This window comes from Xanthomonas campestris pv. campestris str. ATCC 33913 (genome assembly GCF_000007145.1).
Classification (GTDB): domain Bacteria; phylum Pseudomonadota; class Gammaproteobacteria; order Xanthomonadales; family Xanthomonadaceae; genus Xanthomonas; species Xanthomonas campestris.
This window is the reverse complement of the sequence record NC_003902.1, coordinates 3,768,922-3,784,698: the sequence shown is the minus strand read 5'-3', so window position 1 is coordinate 3,784,698 and position 15,777 is coordinate 3,768,922. Positions and strand designations below refer to the sequence as shown.

Annotated in this window: 13 protein-coding genes; 6 read left to right on the top strand and 7 right to left on the bottom strand. The window is 66.9% G+C overall.

The genetic code is table 11. From position 1 onward, the window contains the following. Positions 1 to 356: 356 nt before the first annotated feature. The gene (locus XCC_RS16525) at positions 357 to 1,361 is read left to right on the top strand and encodes a class I fructose-bisphosphate aldolase (RefSeq protein ID WP_011038292.1); all 1,005 of its coding nucleotides are present in this window, start codon (positions 357 to 359) and stop codon (positions 1,359 to 1,361) included. 436 nt (positions 1,362 to 1,797) lie between these two features. Here the strand turns inward: XCC_RS16525 and XCC_RS16520 are convergent, their stop codons facing one another. The 4 genes from XCC_RS16520 to cobA all read right to left on the bottom strand — a co-directional run bounded on the left by XCC_RS16520 (position 1,798) and on the right by cobA (position 5,695). Continuing rightward, a complete protein-coding gene (locus XCC_RS16520; protein ID WP_011038291.1) occupies positions 1,798 to 2,337 on the bottom strand; it encodes an O-acetyl-ADP-ribose deacetylase in 540 nt (179 codons plus the stop codon). A gap of 507 nt (positions 2,338 to 2,844) precedes the next feature. Beyond that, positions 2,845 to 3,351, bottom strand: a complete 507-nt coding sequence (locus tag XCC_RS16515; RefSeq protein WP_011038290.1) for a methyltransferase family protein — start codon at positions 3,349 to 3,351, stop codon at positions 2,845 to 2,847. Positions 3,352 to 3,513: 162 nt separating this feature from the next. After that, the gene (gene cysK / locus XCC_RS16510; protein ID WP_011038289.1) at positions 3,514 to 4,473 is read right to left on the bottom strand and encodes a cysteine synthase A; all 960 of its coding nucleotides are present in this window, start codon (positions 4,471 to 4,473) and stop codon (positions 3,514 to 3,516) included. A gap of 16 nt (positions 4,474 to 4,489) precedes the next feature. Beyond that, positions 4,490 to 5,695, bottom strand: a complete 1,206-nt coding sequence (cobA, locus tag XCC_RS16505) for a uroporphyrinogen-III C-methyltransferase (protein ID WP_011038288.1) — start codon at positions 5,693 to 5,695, stop codon at positions 4,490 to 4,492. A 163-nt stretch (positions 5,696 to 5,858) separates the two neighbouring features. Between cobA and XCC_RS16500 the strand changes: the two genes are divergently transcribed. Both XCC_RS16500 and XCC_RS16495 read left to right on the top strand, forming a co-directional pair. Continuing rightward, positions 5,859 to 6,839: a LysR family transcriptional regulator gene (locus XCC_RS16500; RefSeq protein WP_011038287.1), complete on the top strand. Its 981-nt coding sequence runs from the start codon at positions 5,859 to 5,861 to the stop codon at positions 6,837 to 6,839. A 94-nt stretch (positions 6,840 to 6,933) separates the two neighbouring features. Beyond that, a complete protein-coding gene (locus XCC_RS16495; RefSeq protein WP_011038286.1) occupies positions 6,934 to 7,215 on the top strand; it encodes a hypothetical protein in 282 nt (93 codons plus the stop codon). A gap of 505 nt (positions 7,216 to 7,720) precedes the next feature. Here the strand turns inward: XCC_RS16495 and XCC_RS16490 are convergent. Continuing rightward, the gene (locus tag XCC_RS16490) at positions 7,721 to 8,917 is read right to left on the bottom strand and encodes a GAF domain-containing sensor histidine kinase (RefSeq protein ID WP_029628869.1); all 1,197 of its coding nucleotides are present in this window, start codon (positions 8,915 to 8,917) and stop codon (positions 7,721 to 7,723) included. A 179-nt stretch (positions 8,918 to 9,096) separates the two neighbouring features. Between XCC_RS16490 and XCC_RS16485 the strand changes: the two genes are divergently transcribed. From XCC_RS16485 to XCC_RS16475, 3 genes are all read left to right on the top strand, one after another. Then, positions 9,097 to 9,534 (top strand): DUF2946 family protein, encoded by a 438-nt coding sequence (locus tag XCC_RS16485; protein WP_019237325.1) that lies wholly within the window; start codon positions 9,097 to 9,099, stop codon positions 9,532 to 9,534. A 206-nt stretch (positions 9,535 to 9,740) separates the two neighbouring features. After that, entirely contained in the window at positions 9,741 to 11,744 is a 2,004-nt protein-coding gene (locus XCC_RS16480; RefSeq protein ID WP_019237326.1) for a TonB-dependent receptor, read from the top strand. Beyond that, positions 11,744 to 13,315, top strand: coding sequence for a PepSY-associated TM helix domain-containing protein (locus tag XCC_RS16475; RefSeq protein WP_043877720.1), 1,572 nt, complete (start codon positions 11,744 to 11,746; stop codon positions 13,313 to 13,315). The genes XCC_RS16480 and XCC_RS16475 overlap by 1 nt, the downstream gene beginning before the upstream one ends. A 30-nt stretch (positions 13,316 to 13,345) precedes the next feature. Here XCC_RS16475 and XCC_RS16470 read toward each other — a convergent pair whose 3' ends face one another. Both XCC_RS16470 and cysI read right to left on the bottom strand, forming a co-directional pair. Then, the gene (locus XCC_RS16470; RefSeq protein ID WP_011038282.1) at positions 13,346 to 14,071 is read right to left on the bottom strand and encodes a phosphoadenylyl-sulfate reductase; all 726 of its coding nucleotides are present in this window, start codon (positions 14,069 to 14,071) and stop codon (positions 13,346 to 13,348) included. Next, positions 14,068 to 15,774, bottom strand: a complete 1,707-nt coding sequence (gene cysI, locus XCC_RS16465; RefSeq protein WP_011038281.1) for an assimilatory sulfite reductase (NADPH) hemoprotein subunit — start codon at positions 15,772 to 15,774, stop codon at positions 14,068 to 14,070. Before cysI ends, XCC_RS16470 begins: the two co-directional genes overlap by 4 nt. Between the last annotated feature and the right edge of the window lie 3 nt (positions 15,775 to 15,777).

Sequence of the window (15,777 nt, the reverse complement as noted above, 5' to 3'; positions counted from 1 at the left end):
GCGCATGGCTCGCTTCCCATGCCGCACCCTGCGCTGTACGTCCCCGCAGCGTGGCTGACGGACATGTGCATGCAATCTCGCGGCCCAGCTGTGGTGAGGCTGCACACGGCATGGGCCGATCAGACGTAAACGCCGCGTTTAATACCCTTCCAGGCCATTGGCGTTTGCATGCCGCGCCCGCCGCATCGACGTGAGATGCGGCATGTGGCCAAAGCGCTGCACGCCACGATGCGAGCCCTGCCACAGATCGCGCAGCACGCTGCAAGGTGTAATCGGTTGCAGGCATTCCGTGAAGGAATGTCTACGACTTTCGTCGCTATACTTTCGTTCTCCCCCGCAGCTGCCACAGGAACTACATGAGCATCGAACAGCTTGCCGAAACCGCCCAGGCCATGGTCGCCCCGGGCAAGGGCATCATCGCCATCGACGAATCGACCAGCACGATCGCCAAGCGCTTTTCCGGCGTCGGCATCGAGAACACCGAAGAAAACCGTCGTGCCTACCGCGAACTGCTGCTGACCACGCCCAAGCTGAGCGATTACATCTCCGGCGCCATCCTGTTCGACGAAACCATCCGTCAGAAGACCAAGGACGGCGTGCCGTTTGCCAAGTACATGGCCGACCACGGCATCATCCCGGGCATCAAGGTCGACAAGGGCGCGCAGCCGCTGGCCGGCATGCCGGGCGAGCTGGTGACCGAAGGTCTGGACGGCCTGCGTGCGCGTCTGGAGGAGTACTACACCCTGGGTGCGCGCTTCGCCAAGTGGCGTGCGGTCATCAACATCGGCGAAGACATTCCGTCCGGCACCTGCATCGAGGCCAATGCGCATGCGCTGGCCCGCTATGCCGCGCTGTGCCAGGAACAAGGCCTGGTGCCGATGGTGGAGCCGGAAGTGATCATGGATGGCGACCACGACATCGAGACCTGCTACGAAGTCACCGAAGCCACGTTGCGTTCGCTGTTCGGTGCGCTGTATGAGCAGAACGTCGTGCTCGAAGGCACCATCCTGAAGGCCTCGATGGTCATCTCCGGCAAGGGCTGCGAAGAGCAGGCCAGCGTCGAAGAAGTGGCCGAGTCCACCGTGATGTGCCTGAAGTCGACCGTGCCGGCAATCCTGCCGGGCATCGTGTTCCTGTCCGGCGGCCAGACCGACGAGCAGTCCACCGCGCACCTCAACGAGATGCACCAGCTGGGCAACCTGCCGTGGCCGCTGAGCTTCTCGTATGGCCGCGCGATGCAGCAGGCCGCACTGAAGCTGTGGTCCAAGGACATGACCGGCAACTACGCCAAGGCGCAGCAGATCATTTACGAGCGCGCCAAGGAAAACGGCTTGGCTGCACTGGGCAAGTGGAAGGGCTGATCCGCCGCTGAGGCTGCATCACGCATACAAGACGCCGGCCGCGAGGCCGGCGTCTTGCGTTTGGGTTCGCCAGTTTGGATGGCCGGCAGCTTTTGTCGCGACGTTTGCATGTGCAGCGTGCGCCCGTCGTTGACGCGCGACCGTTGTCCGTACTGACAGACACGCGTGCGAACTACGGCACCTGCACGTGCACCTGCACATGCGCGCAAGGTACGTCTCAAGTAAGAAGGCGCCTGCACGACGCAAGACACACCACCGTGGCCCATCTTTGGGAAGCAGCTCGCTTGCACTCGTATCGCTCACGCTGCAGCTGTTTCCTGCACGCATGTGCATGGGCAGCACAAAGTGCATCACAAGCAAGACTGTGCCGTGCACAAAGCAAGACAGGCGCCCTGTGGCGCCTGTCTGAAAACCATCACGCTTGCAGTCGTTCAACTCAGGCAGCAGCGGTTTCCTGCGTGGCGAGCGCCTGGTGATAGGCCTTGTAGGTCGCTTCGTTATAGGCCACCAGCACGATGTGCTTGGGCACCTTGTGCGAGCGCTGCCAGTCGCGGGTTTCAGTGACGGCAATGCGTGCCGCCTGGTAAAGCGGATAACCGTAGATACCGCAGCTGATGGCCGGAAACGCAATCGAGTGCAGCATCATCTGCTCGGCCAACTTCAGCGACTGCCAATAGCAGTTGGCGAGCTGTTCCGGTTCGTTGTGCTTGCCGTCGCGCCATACCGGTCCCACTGTGTGGAAGATGTGCCGTGCTTTCAGGTCGAAGCCATCGGTGATGCGGATTTCGCCGGTGGGGCAACGCACGCCTGGGCGCACTTCCGGCAACGCCTCGCAGGCCTCCAACAGGCGCGGGCCTGCGGCGCGATGGATCGCGCCATCGACGCCACCACCGCCCAGCAGTGATTCGTTGGCCGCGTTGACGATGACGTCAACGTCGAGTTGGGTAATGTCGCCTTGCCAGACTTCGATTCTCATAGCGCGATAGTTATGGGATTTGCATGATGAGCGCGTGATGGATCAGGCGCTGCGGGACGCTCACGCTACGGGCCATTCATCTCACACGATGCGACCACATGGCGGGCTGCGCCGAAGGACCTGCAGCGTGCCAAACGCGCTGTCTGCAACGTGTCGCGATGACGATTGGTCTGGCCTATGACAGGCATCGAAGCGGCATGCTGAAAGGTGCCAAATACGACGGAAGGCAGGCTTTCAATGCGCCATGGGAACGTGCGAAGTTCAGGCGCTGAAAGCGTCCGATGCCGGAGGGCTTGTCGCGCGTCGACGGTCATCGCCGTCGCAAACAGCGCTGGCAATCGGTTCGCTCAATCGGAACCGGTTTGGCGTGCGCCCGCAGGTTCAAGGCCAATGGCGAATGCATGCGCAGTAATCGCCACAGACGCGGCCGAACTCGTCGCGTACGCGCGCCTCTTCGAATGGGATGACAACCACGCGAAGCCGCCGCGGCAACGTGTACCGTTAGGCTCAAAGCCAGCGGCGTACGCGGGCGCAATAATCGCTGTAGGCGCGACCGAATTCGTCGCGCAGGCGCGCTTTTTCGAACGGGATGACCAACCACTGCAAGGCCAGCCAAGGCAGCGGCACCAGCGCCACCGCCCACAGCAGGCCCAGTTGCAGGCACAGGCCGATGTAGCTGAGGACCAGCGCCAGATACATCGGGTTGCGGGTGAAGCGGTACGGGCCGTCCAGCACCAGCCGCGAGGGATGGCCGCTGGGCATGATGGTGGTGCGTCGGCGCGCGAACAGGATGAAGCAGCTCACCGCCAGCGCGAGCCCGGCGCAGGCGATGACGCCGCCGGCCAGTTCGATCCACGCCAGCGGTGTGGGGCCAGGCAGCGGCAGCGCAAAGGCCTGCTGTAGCCAGGCGCCCGCGCCCAGGGCAAGCGCGAAATGCGCCGGGGAGGTCATCTTCACCAGCCATGGCGCCCGCCCGCTGCGGGTATCGCTGTGTCCATACGGCCGGTTACTCACGCCTTCTCTCCCTGCAGAACAACCGCCATCGTAACGTTTCCTTGACATCGGCGGGAGGCGGCAGCGCCGCAGCGCGCCGCAAATCGCAGGACACTTCATGCCAAAGGCCGCGCTGGCGGGCGCGGCCTTTGGGAAGAAACGCTGACGTCACGCTGCCTGCGATCAGGGCAGGCCGGCCAGCCAATCGTCGTCCGAGCCTTCGTTGATGTCGGCGAACAATGGCGTGGAGAAGTAGCGCTCGCCGGTATCCGGCAGCATCGCAAGGATCACCGCGCCCGGCACCGCGGTTTCGGCCACCCGCAGGGCAGTGGAGACGGTGCCGCCGCCGGAGATGCCGGTGAAGATGCCTTCTTCCGCGGCAAGCCGCCGAGCCACGCTGATCGCGTCGGTGTCTTCCACGCTGAGGATTTCGTGGGCGACCTCGCGGTTGAGCACCTCCGGCACGAAGTCCGGCGTCCAGCCCTGGATCTTGTGCGGCTTCCAGTCCTGGCCTTGCAGCAGCGCAGCGCCGGCCGGCTCGGTGGCGGTGATGCGCACTTCCGGGCGGGCCACGCGCAGTACTTCGCCCACGCCGGTGAGGGTGCCGCCGGTGCCCCAGCCGGTGACGAAATGGTCCAGCCGGTGGCCGGCGAAGTCGCGCAGGATCTCGGCGGCGGTGGTGTTGCGGTGGTAGGCCGGATTGGCGGGGTTGGCGAACTGGCTGGCCAGGAACCAGCCGTGTTGTTCGGCCAGTTCCTTGGCCTTGCGCACCATGCCGCTGCCGCGCTCGGCGGCCGGGGTCAGGATCACCTTGGCGCCGTAGGCGCGCATGAGCTTGCGGCGCTCGATCGAGAAGGTTTCCACCATGGTGGCGACGAACTTGTAGCCACGCGCGGCAGCGACCATGGCCAGCGCCACGCCGGTGTTGCCGGAGGTGGCTTCCACGATGGTGTCGCCGGGCTTGAGCAGGCCGCGTTGTTCGGCGTCCAGGATGATGGCCAGCGCCAGCCGGTCCTTGACCGATCCGCCCGGGTTGAACGACTCGACCTTGACGTACAGGGACACGTGGTCCGGGGCGAGGCGGTTGAGTTTGACCACCGGGGTGCGGCCGATGGTGTCGAGGATGTTGTCGTACAGGGCCATGGGGTCTCCGTCGGAATCAGGCTGCGTGGGCGAGTGTGGGCGCGTGGGGCGTTGCGATGGGTGAGTGCGCGGGCTGGCCGGTGAGCGGCGCGGCGCCGAACCAGTGCAGCGACTGCGACAGCGCGGCGACGTCGCCCAGGATCAACAGTGCGGGCGAGCGCACCGCATGCAAGCGCGCGGTGGCGGCCAGCTGCGACAAGGTGCCGGTGACCACGCGCTGTTCCGGGCGCGAGCCATTTTCGACCAGCGCAAATGGCGTGTCCGCGGCGCGGCCGGCCTGCAGCAGGCGCTGCTGGATGCTATCCAGGCCGGCCACGCCCATGTAGAAGGCCAGCGTCTGCCGCTCCTGGCCCAATGCGTGCCAGTCCAGCGTGTCCAGCGAATCCTTGCAGTGCGCGGTGATCAGGCGCAGCGATTGCGCATGGTCGCGGTGGGTGAGCGGGATACCGGCGTAGGCGGCACAGGCCACTGCGGCAGTGATGCCGGGCACCACCTGGAAACCGATGCCGTGCGCGTGCAGGAATTCGAGCTCTTCGCCGCCGCGGCCAAACACGAACGGGTCGCCACCTTTCAGGCGCACCACGCGCCGCCCGGCGCGCGCATGTTCGAGCATCAGCGCATGGATCTGCTCCTGGCGCGTGCTGTGGCCTTGGGCGGATTTGCCCACTTCGATGCAGCGCGCTGCGCGCTGGGCCAGACGCAGGATCTGCGGGCTGACCAGGCGGTCGTACAGGATCACCTCGGCCTGCCGCAGCGCGCGCACCGCATTGCGGGTGAGCAGGCCGGGGTCGCCCGGGCCGGCACCGACCAGCGCCACGCTGCCGGGCGTGAGGGTGAGGCGGCTTGCTGGTGGCGGTGGTTCGCTGGCGATGGGCGGCAATGCTGCCGCTGCGGGAGCGGCCTCATGGGTCAGCAGCCGTTGTGCGCCGGCGACGCTGCGCAAGGCAGCGTTCACGGCCGGCACATCGCTGGCCGCAATGGTCAGCCAGACCGGCTGGTCCGGCAGCGCCAGCCACTGCGGGTCAAAGCTGCCCACCAGCCAGCGCACCTGACCGGACTGCGCCCAGCCGCGCAACGCCGGTGTCAGTTCCGGCGCGCCCACCAGCGGCACCGCGCCGGCCTGCAGCAGGCTGGCGGTGGCGCTTTCGGCAGCGCGGCCGCCGCCGACCACCAGGACGGCACGGCCACGCAGATCGGCAAGGAGCGGGAACAGGGCAGTCACGGACCGGGGCTTCGAGGGGAGGGCCAGACCGTAACGCCGGGCTTATAGCCGTCGGAAATGACTTCATGCGTCCTAAAAATAGCGTTCGGTTATAAGCTGGCCCGCCGAACTCCTCTACAGTCGAAGCCCTTGTAGCGCCTCGCGCTTTTTTGGACATAAGCCCATGACGCTGACCCAACTTCGCTACCTGGTGGCCATCGCCGATGCCGAGCTGAACATCACGCTGGCCGCGGCGCGTGTGCACGCGACCCAGCCGGGCCTGTCCAAACAGCTCAAACAGCTGGAGGACGAGCTGGGCTTTTTGCTGTTCGTGCGCAAGGGGCGCAGCCTGGATGCGGTGACCCCGGCCGGCGTGGAAGTGATCGAACGTGCCCGCGCGGTGCTGTCCGAAGCCAACAACATCCGCACCTACGCCGCCAACCAGCGCCGCGAAAGCCAGGGCCAGCTGACCTTGACCACCACCCATACCCAGGCGCGCTTCGTGTTGCCGCCTGCGGTGGCACAGATCAAGCAGGCCTACCCTCAGGTCAGCGTGCATCTGCAGCAGGCGGCCGAGAGCGCGGCGCTGGATCTGCTCAGCCAGGGCGATGCGGACATTGCCGTGGTCAGCACCGCGGGCGGCGAGCCCACGGCCGGCATCGCGGTGCCGCTGTACCGCTGGCGCCGGTTGGTAGTCGTGCCGCGCGGGCATGCACTGGACACGCGCGTGGCGCCGGACATGCAGGCGCTGTCTGCGCACCCGCTGATCAGTTACGAATCCTCCACGCGCGCCGGCTCCTCGCTGCAACGGGCGTTTGCGCAGGTGGGCCTGGAGCCGAGCATTGCGCTGACCGCGCTGGATGCGGACCTGATCAAGACCTACGTGCGTGCTGGCCTGGGCGTGGGGCTGGTGGCCGAAATGGCCGTCAGTGCCAACGACGAGGATCTGCGCGCGTGGCCGGCCCCGGCGCCGATCGCCGAGTGCATCGCCTGGGCGGTGCTGCCGCGCGACCGCGTGTTGCGCGATTACGCATTGGACCTGGTGCATGTGTTGGCACCACAGATCGACAAGCGCGACCTGCGCCGGGTGCTGGACGGCAACCAGGCGCCGAACTGGCCGCTGCCGCCGACCTGGGAAGCGCTGACCCAGACCATCACCAGCTGATGCTGGAACAAGGCCGTGTCGCTGCACGCGAACGCAGTGCGGCAGACGCGCGCGGCCGGTGGCATGCTGGCTGCCTCAACCAACGAGGTGCGCCATGACAGCAGTGCTTCGCCCGGCGCTCAGCCGTGTGTGGTCACCCGATGCGGACGGCGGCATGCAGCTGGAGCTGTGGGCCCACGTGGAAGGCCGCGACCAGACCGTGCTGACGGTGTTGGCCGATCCGCAGGACGAATCGCTGTGGGTGGGCGTGCAACTGAGCGAGACGCGCCTGCAACTGCCGTTGGTGGTCCTGCGCCAGGCACTGGAGGCCGCCGATGCCGAGGTGCATTCGGCGGCGTGGTTCGCACGCCAGGATGAGGGCGTGTCGGAGATCTAGCCGGCAAGCAGGAGGCGTTGCCTGCGGGTGTCGCGGCAGCGGGTGGAGTGATTGCGCGGCCAGTTGGCGACGATCGCATCAGGCCGCGGCGGTCCTTACGAATGCTGCACTGCAGCGCACTGGCGGATCGTAATGGCTTTCTAAATCAATGGCCTGCAAACACCGCGCTGGATCAGCACAGCCTTACTGTCGGTGATTTCCCCTCGCGCTGTCAGGGCCGCCAAGGCGGCGTCGGCCAGAGCCATCAAGTTGGGCCTGGCGATGTCGTAAACCCTTATAGCAACCATGCACGACACTCCAGGACGTCTAGGGGTGGACGGCGCAGGGCCGGCCCGGCATCCATCGCTTGGCCGGTCTGTTCGGAAGGTCGTAGAGGTTGCTGGCGCTGTCGTTCGCCATCGCGTGTTGCGCGACTTGAACGACTGGCGCACCCGGGTCCCTGGGGAGAGGCCTGGCGTGCTTGGTGGCGGATTCGGGACGGGAGCCCGGGTCCGCCATTTTTTGTTCAGGCCAGCGGAATGGTGACCGAAAAGCGCGTGCCGCCACTCGGGCGCGGGCGCACTTCGACCTGGCAGCCCAGCGTTTCGGCGGTGCGATGCACGATCCACAAGCCGATGCCCAGGCCGTCGCTGCCCGGGTCGGCCTGGCGGAACGCCTGGAACACGTCTTCGGGGTGCTCCAGATTCAAGCCGATGCCGCTGTCGATGACTTCCACCACCGCGTGGCCGGGACGGCGCCGGCAGCCCACCAGCACCTGGCCGCGTTCGGTGTACTTGACTGCATTGCCGACCAGATTGCCGATCAAGGTGGTCAGCAAGGTGGAATGGCTGCGCACGCGCAGGGAGGTGGGCACATGCCGCAGCGACAGGCACTTGTCCCTGGCCGGCTGGCGCCACACGCCGAGCACCGCGTGGATCACGTCTTCCAGCGCCAGCGGCTGCAGATCCGGGCTGGCCGACTTGCTGGCCGCCGCCAATGCGGCCAGTTCGTCCAGGCTGCGCGCCACGGTGCCGATCGCATCACGTGCGGTGACCAGGGTGGGAATGGTGTCCACGTTGGCATGCCGGCGCATCTTGTCGATGGCATAGGCGGCCGTGCGCAGGGGGGTCTTGAGATCGTGGCCGGCGATGGCCATCAGACGGCTGCGGTAACGGTTGGACTCTTCGGCGATCAACAACGCGCGGCGCAACTCCAGCTGGGCCATGGTCTGGCGCGCCAGCGCGCGCAGTGCATCGACCTGTTCGTCGGTGAGCTGGCGTGGTTGCCGGTCCAGCACGCAGACCGTGCCCAGCGGCAGGCCGTCCGGAGTCTTGAGCAGCGCACCGGCATAGAAATACAGCGGCGATTCGCCGGTCACCAGCGGGTTGCGCGAAAAGCGCGCGTCTTCGCGGGTGTCGGGCACCACCAGTACGTCGTTATCGAGCAGGGCGTGCGCGCACATCGACTTGAACAACGGTGTCTCGCGTTCGCCCATGCCACGCTCGCTCTTGAACCACTGCCGGTCCGCATCCACCAGGCTGATCAGCGCGATCGGGGTCTGGCAGATGATCGAGGCCAGCTTGGTGATGTCCTCGAAGGCGGCCTCGCGCGGGGTGTCGAGGATGCCGTAGCTGCGCAGGGCCTGCAGGCGCAAGGCCTCGCTCGGCGGCTTGGGCGCACACGGCAGGGGCTCGGCCGCTGGATCGGACAGGACAGTACTCATGCGCGCACGGGTCAAAGTGATAGGCGCCAAGCATAGGCTATGGCTGTGCCCGGATTGTGTGCACCGCAGCCCGTCCAGGCGATCGCTGCCGGTGGCGGCCGTGTGTGAAGGGTGCGACATCGCGTCGCGCACCGGCCGCGACCATCGCCGGTTGTGATGCACCGGCTTACACTCGCCGGATGCTCCGTTTTCTCCACCACCACCGCGTGTTGCAGTCGCTTGCCGTGCTGGCGGTTGCGCTGATGTTGGTGGCGCCGCTGATCAGCCGCTGGTGCCAGCTGCCACTGGCGCAGCCGATGTGCACCAGCCAGGCCGGTGACGCTGCGGCATCTGTGCATGGCGCGCACCACCCGATGCCGGGCATGGGCGCAGCGCAGCACCACGCCATGGACGCGCCCGCGTCTCATCACGCGGCGCCTGCGCAGGACGCCGGTGCGCATGCGGACGCGTGTGACTACTGCGTGCTGGCAGCGCGTCTGTTGGGCGCGCTCGCGCTGGTGGTGCTATGCCTGTTGCAACTGCGGCCAAGCAAACCCGCTGCCCCGACGCGGACGCATGCATGGCGCGCGCTGCGCTGGCCGGCGCTGGGCGCACGCGGGCCGCCGCTGCCCGCCTGAGGCTGGGCAACGCGCGAGCGCCCGCTGTTCTTTCCGTATTGGCGTGCGCCACCTGCTGGCGTGCGCGAGGCGTGCTGTGCACGCGATGGCGGCTGCCGCGCTTTCTCTTCCGTTGACCGTGCGGCCCTTGCGGGTGTCGCGTGCGGTGGCGTTGTCCGTGCACGCACGGCAAAGGGTGTGACATGCGAGTGTGGTGGTTGAAAGCGATGTGGTCCGCGCCGTCGTTGGCGATGGCATGCGGGATGGCGGGTCATGCACAGGCGCAGGACGCCGCATTGACCCTGGGCAAGGTGCAGGTGAACGCGCAGACCACGCGCGGGCAGAGTGCGGCGAGCGTGTTGAGTTCGGTGGACGTGATCGGCGGCGCGTTGCTGCACGATCAGCATGTGGACTACAGCTGGGAGCTGCTCATGCGTGCGCCCGGCGTACAGGTCACCCCGTTCCGCATGGGCACCGACGCAGGGCGGTTTTCGTTCCGCGGCTTCAATGGCGAGGGGCGGATCAATGCGGTCAAGCTGCTGATCGACGGGATTCCCAGTAACGACAATGCCGGCGGCATGCCGTACCTGGATGCGGTGTTTCCGCAGGATATTTCGGCTATCGAGATCGTGCGCGGCACCAACGATGCGCGCTACGGGCTGCATGCCATCGCCGGCAGTGTGGACGTGCTGACCCGCACCGGTGGCAACGACGGGCGACTGAGCGTGACCGCCGGCAGCTTCGGCGCGCGCGAAGTGCAGCTCGGCAAGGGTATCGAGCATGGCGCCTGGAGCCAGAATTACGTGCTGGCCTGGCGCGATTCCGACGGTTACCGCGATCACGCCGATGCACGCAAACGCAGCGTGGCCGGTAAATGGTTCTACACCGACCCGGGCGGCGCGTTTCGTGCCGGGCTGACCACCCGTTATTACGACAACCACGCACTGGAGGCCGGATATCTGGATGCGGCCAGCGCACGCGCCGCACCACGCAGCTCGCCCGCGTATGCGCAGGACGATCGCAGCGAGCGCACGTTGCGCCAGACCGCGCTGCATGCGGACGGCACGCTCGGCAGTGATGCGCAGTGGAGCGCCAAGGCCTACCGCAACGAATACCACAACCAGCGCTGGGTGCGTTTTTCCGAAGCCGGCCAGCAACAGGAACGCGACACCGACGAGACCCACCAGGGCATGCTGCTGCGCGGCAACTGGCAGCCGGGCTGGCAGGCGCTACCGACCACGCTGGAGGCCGGCCTGGACGCGCAATGGCAGGACAACCAGTCGCAGCGCTACCGCACCGTGGCACGCGTGCGCAGCGCGCAGTTGCGCGACTGGGATTACGACCTGCGCATGCGCGGCGCCTACGTGCAGGCGGTGCTGAAACCGACCGAGCGATTGCAGTTGGTGCCCGGCTACCGCATCGACCGCGTCGATGGCGAGCTGCGGGATCTGCGCGCCGGCATCACTGCGCCAAGCTACGACTACGGCACCATCAAGCAGCCCAAATTCAGTGCCAGTTACCGGCTTGCCGGGCAGAGCAGCGCCTATGCGAATTGGGGGCGCACCTTCCAGATCGGCACCGGTGATGGGGCGTACCGCCGGCAGCCGGGCAACCTGGGTCCGTCGATCAACGATGGCTGGGAAGCGGGCTTCAAGTTCGCGCCCACCGCCGTGCTCGATGGCCGGCTGGCGTATTGGGAACAACGCGCGTCCGGCGAGGTGGCCACCATTCTGGGTGTGAATGGTGTGGCCGGCGTGGGCGATGTGGCCAATGTCGGGCGTACGCTGCGGCGCGGCTGGGATGCGCAGCTCAACCTGCAGCCGGCCGAGCACTGGCGTGCGTGGTTGTCGTATTCGCGGCAGAAGGCGAGCATCGCCACGCCCGATCCCAGCGCGCCAGCCACGCGCGGCCGCGAGATCGAAAACGTGCCGCATTGGCTGGCCACCGCGGGCGTGGAGTGGCAGCTCACTCCGGCGGTGCAACTCAGTGCCTGGGGCAATGCGCAGGGCGACTATTACCTGGAGCGCACCAACACGCTGGGGCGCACTGGTGGCTATGCCCTGCTCAATCTCGGCGCGCGCTGGGCCGTGGATGCGCGCAATACGGTGTCGCTGCAACTGCGCAATGCCACCGACCGCAGCTATGTCTATGCCTGGTACGACAGCGGCAGTTCGGGCTATTCGCCGGGTGACGGCCGTGCACTGTCGCTGTCCTGGGATTGGAGTTTCTGATGTCGGTCTCTGCGACCCAGCACGTTGCCCCCGTGGCCGCTGCCGGCGAGATCGCGCAAGGGCGTCGTTGGCGCTTGTATCGCGCGGTGTGGCGCTGGCATTTCTATGCGGGATTGCTGGTGCTGCCGTTCATTGCCTGGCTGGCGCTGACCGGTGCGGCATTCCTGTATCACGATGCTATCGACCGCACGGCCCATCACGCATTGAAAGTGGTGCCGGTGGGCCCGGCGCGGTTGCCGGCGCAGCAGTTGGTGGATGCCGCGCAGCGTGCGCAGGCGGGGACGGTGTTTCGCTACACCACGCCCGACCGTGCCGATGCCAGCGCCGAGATCGGCGTGCTACGCACCGATGGTGCGCGCGAGGTGGTGTACGTGGACCCGTACAGCGGGCGTGCGCTGGGCATGCTGCCCGAGCATGGCACGCTGGCCTGGACCATTCGCCGGCTGCACAGCCTGGATCTGCTCGGTCCCCTCGCGCGTGGCCTGATCGAAATGGCCGCGGGGTGGGCGATTGTGCTGGTGCTGACCGGCGTGTACCTGTGGTGGCCGCGCGGCCGCCGCAGCGGGGTGGTGAGCGTGCGTGGCCGTCCCGCGCAGCGGGTGTTCTGGCGCGACCTGCACGCGGTCACCGGTGCCGGGGTTGGAGCGGTGCTGCTGTTTCTGGCCCTGACCGGCATGCCGTGGTCGTGGCTGTGGGGCGCACAGGTCAATCGCTGGGTCAACGGACACGACTTCGGTTACCCGGCCGGGCTGCGCGTGCAGTTGCCGATGTCGCAACAGCGGCTCACCGACAGCGGCGAGCCGAGCTGGTCATTGCGCCAGGCACGGCTGCCGCAATCGACGCTGCCACCTGACAGGCCGATGCCAATGCCGATGGCCATGGGCGCAGCGGATGCCATGGCACCGGCGATGGCGCATGCCGCTCATGCCGCGCATTCCGAACACAACGAACACGCTGCACATGCCGCACACGTTGCGCGTGCCTCACAAACCGATACCGCGCATGCCGAGCACGCCGCGCATGGTGGCGGCAGCGGTTTGGGCGAAGCGCCAGGTGTCGGTGCACTGGGGCTGGATGCGGCGCTGGCGCGTTTCGATGCGCGTGGCATCGCGGCCGGCTATAGCGTGGCGCTGCCGCGTGGTGCCAGCGGTGTGTATACCGCTTCGGTGTATCCGGACGATCTGCAGCGGCAGCGGGTGATCCACCTGGATCAATACAGCGGCGCGGTGTTGCTGGACATGCGCTACCGCGATTACGGACCGCTGGCGCAGGCGCTGGAATGGGGCATCAACGTGCACCTGGGCCAGCAATACGGCACCGCCAATCAACTGCTTTTGCTGCTGGCGTGTGCGGCCATCGTGTTGCTGTGTGTCAGCGCGGCGGTGATGTGGTGGAAGCGCCGCCCGGTTGGCGGTCTCGGTGTGCCGCCATTGCCGGCCGATCCGCGCACGCTGCGCGGCGTACTGGCGCTGTTGGTGCTGTGCGGGCTGCTGTTCCCGCTGATGGGCGCATCGTTACTGCTGTTGTGGGCGTTCGATCATTACTGGAGCGTGCGCAGGCTGCGGCGGTGAGGCGCTGGCCTGCGCACTGCTGCGCGCGGCTCAGATGTCTTCGTGGATGCCGCACTCGCGCTTGAGCCCAAAGAAGCGCGTGTCTTCTTCGCGCATGCCCGGCTCCCAGCGACGGGTGGTGTGGAAGTCACCAATCGACACATAGCCCTGTTCCCACAGCGGGTGATACGGCAGTGCGTGCGCCTGCAGGTATTGCCAGACGTCGCGGTCGGTCCAGTCGGCGATCGGGCTGATCTTGTAGCGGTCCCCGCGCTTCTGCACGATCGGCGTCTGCGCACGCCCACCGGACTGGCTGCGGCGTAGGCCGGTGAACCAGGTGCCGACGTTGAGTTCGTCCAGTGCGCGGCGCATCGGTTCGACCTTGCGCAGGTTGTTGTACTGGTCGATGCCCACCATGCCCTGTTCCCACAGACGGCCATGGCGTGCCTCCATCCAGGCGCGGCTGACCAGCGGGCGATACACCTGCAGGTTGAGCGAAAGGCGTTCGGTCAATGCATCGGCAAAGCGGTAGGTCTCCGGGAACAGGTAGCCGGTGTCGATCAGGATCACCGGGATGTCCGGGCGCTGCTGGGTGAGCAGGTGCAGCGTCACCGCCGACTGCGCGCCGAAGCTGGACGACAGCGCCGCCTGCTGCGGGCCGTGCTGCAGCGCCCAGGCAACGCGTTCGTCGGCGCGCAGCGTCTCCAGGTGCGCGTTGAGCGCGTCCAGGTCGTCCAGCGAAGGAGCGGCGATCGATGTGGCAGGCAGCGCGGTCATGCGAGCAATTCCAGGTCGAGATGACGGTGGGTGGGGTAGGGCGGCAGGGCGATCAGGCCGCTGCGATGCAGGAAGTCGCCGAAGCCTTCATCGGTGTGTCGGTCGCGCTCTGCTGCGTAACGGGCCAGCAGTGGCTCGAGCGCGGCGAGGATGTCGGCCTCGTTGATGTTTTCGCGGTACAGCGTGTTCAGGCGTTGGCCGCGGCGGTCGCCACCCAGCATGAGGTTGTAGCGGCCCGGTGCCTTGCCGACCAATGCGATTTCAGCCAGATACGGCCGCGAACAGCCGTTCGGGCAACCGGACAGGCGCAGCACGATCGGCGTCTGCGCCAGCCCGTGACGCTCCAGCAGCGGCTGCAGCGCTGCACTGAAATCCGGCAGATAGCGCTCGGCCTCGGCCATGGCCAGCCCGCAGGTTGGCAAGGCCACACAGGCCATCGCGCCGCGCGCCAACGCGGTGGGCGCCAGGTTGCCGGCATCCAGGCCGTACTGCGCCACCAGTTGGTCGATCTGCGCGCGCTGTTCGGCCGGGACGCCGGCAATCACCAGGTTCTGATTGGGCGTCATGCGGAACTCGCCCATCTGCAACTGCGCGATGGCGCGCAGCCCGCTCAGGTGCGCGGCGGTGTCGGTGTCGGCAATGCGCCCGGCCGGCAGCGACAGCGTCAGATGCCAATCGCCCTGTTCGCCCTCCACCCAGCCGTAGCGGTCGCCGTTATGCGCGAATGCAAACGGCTGCGCAGGTTGCAAGCTGAATCCCGCGCGGCGTTCGATCTCCGCCACGATGGTGTCCAGGCCGTGGTCGTCGATGGTGTACTTGAAGCGCGCGCGCTTACGCACGGCGCGATTGCCGAGGTCGCGCTGGGTGGTGACCACGGCCGTGGCGATATCCAGCAACTGATCGCCGGTGACGAAGCCGATCACGTTGGCCACGCGCGGCCAGGTCTCCGCATCGCCGTGGCTGGCGCCCATGCCGCCGCCGATGCTGACGTTGTAGCCGAGCAACTGGCCCTCGCGCAGGATGGCGATGAAGCCCAGGTCGTTGGCGAACACGTCCACATCGTTATGGGGTGGCGCGGCAAAGCCGATCTTGAATTTGCGCGGCAGGTAGCGGTCGCCATAGATCGGTTCGTCCTCGGCGCCCGAACCGGACACGCGCTCTTCATCCAGCCAGATCTCGTAATAGGCACGCGTGTTGGGCAGCAGATGCTCGGACACGCGCGCGGCATCGGCATACAGCGTGGCATGCGCCTGCGACCGCAGCGGGTTGGCCGCCACCTGCACATTGCGATTCACATCGCCGCAGGCGGCCAGCGTGTCGATCAAGGTGGCGTTGATCGCCTGCATCGTGGCCTTGAGCTCGCGCTTGATCACACCATGGAACTGGAACGCCTGGCGCGTGGTGATGCGCAGCGAATGGTTGGCATAGCGCGTGGCGATGCCATCCAGTGCCAGCCACTGGCTGGGCGAAATCACTCCACCTGGCGTGCGCGTGCGGATCATGAACTGATATGCCGGCTCGAGCTTTTGCCGCCGCCGCTCATCGCGGATGTCGCGGTCGTCCTGCTGGTAGCTGCCGTGGTATTTGATCAGCGTCTGATCGTCCTCGCGCAACGCCCCGGTGACCGGATCGGCCAGGCTCTGCTCCAGCGACCCGCGCAAGCGGCGGCTGGTGGATTTGATGTCTTCGACGGAGTGGGTCATGGG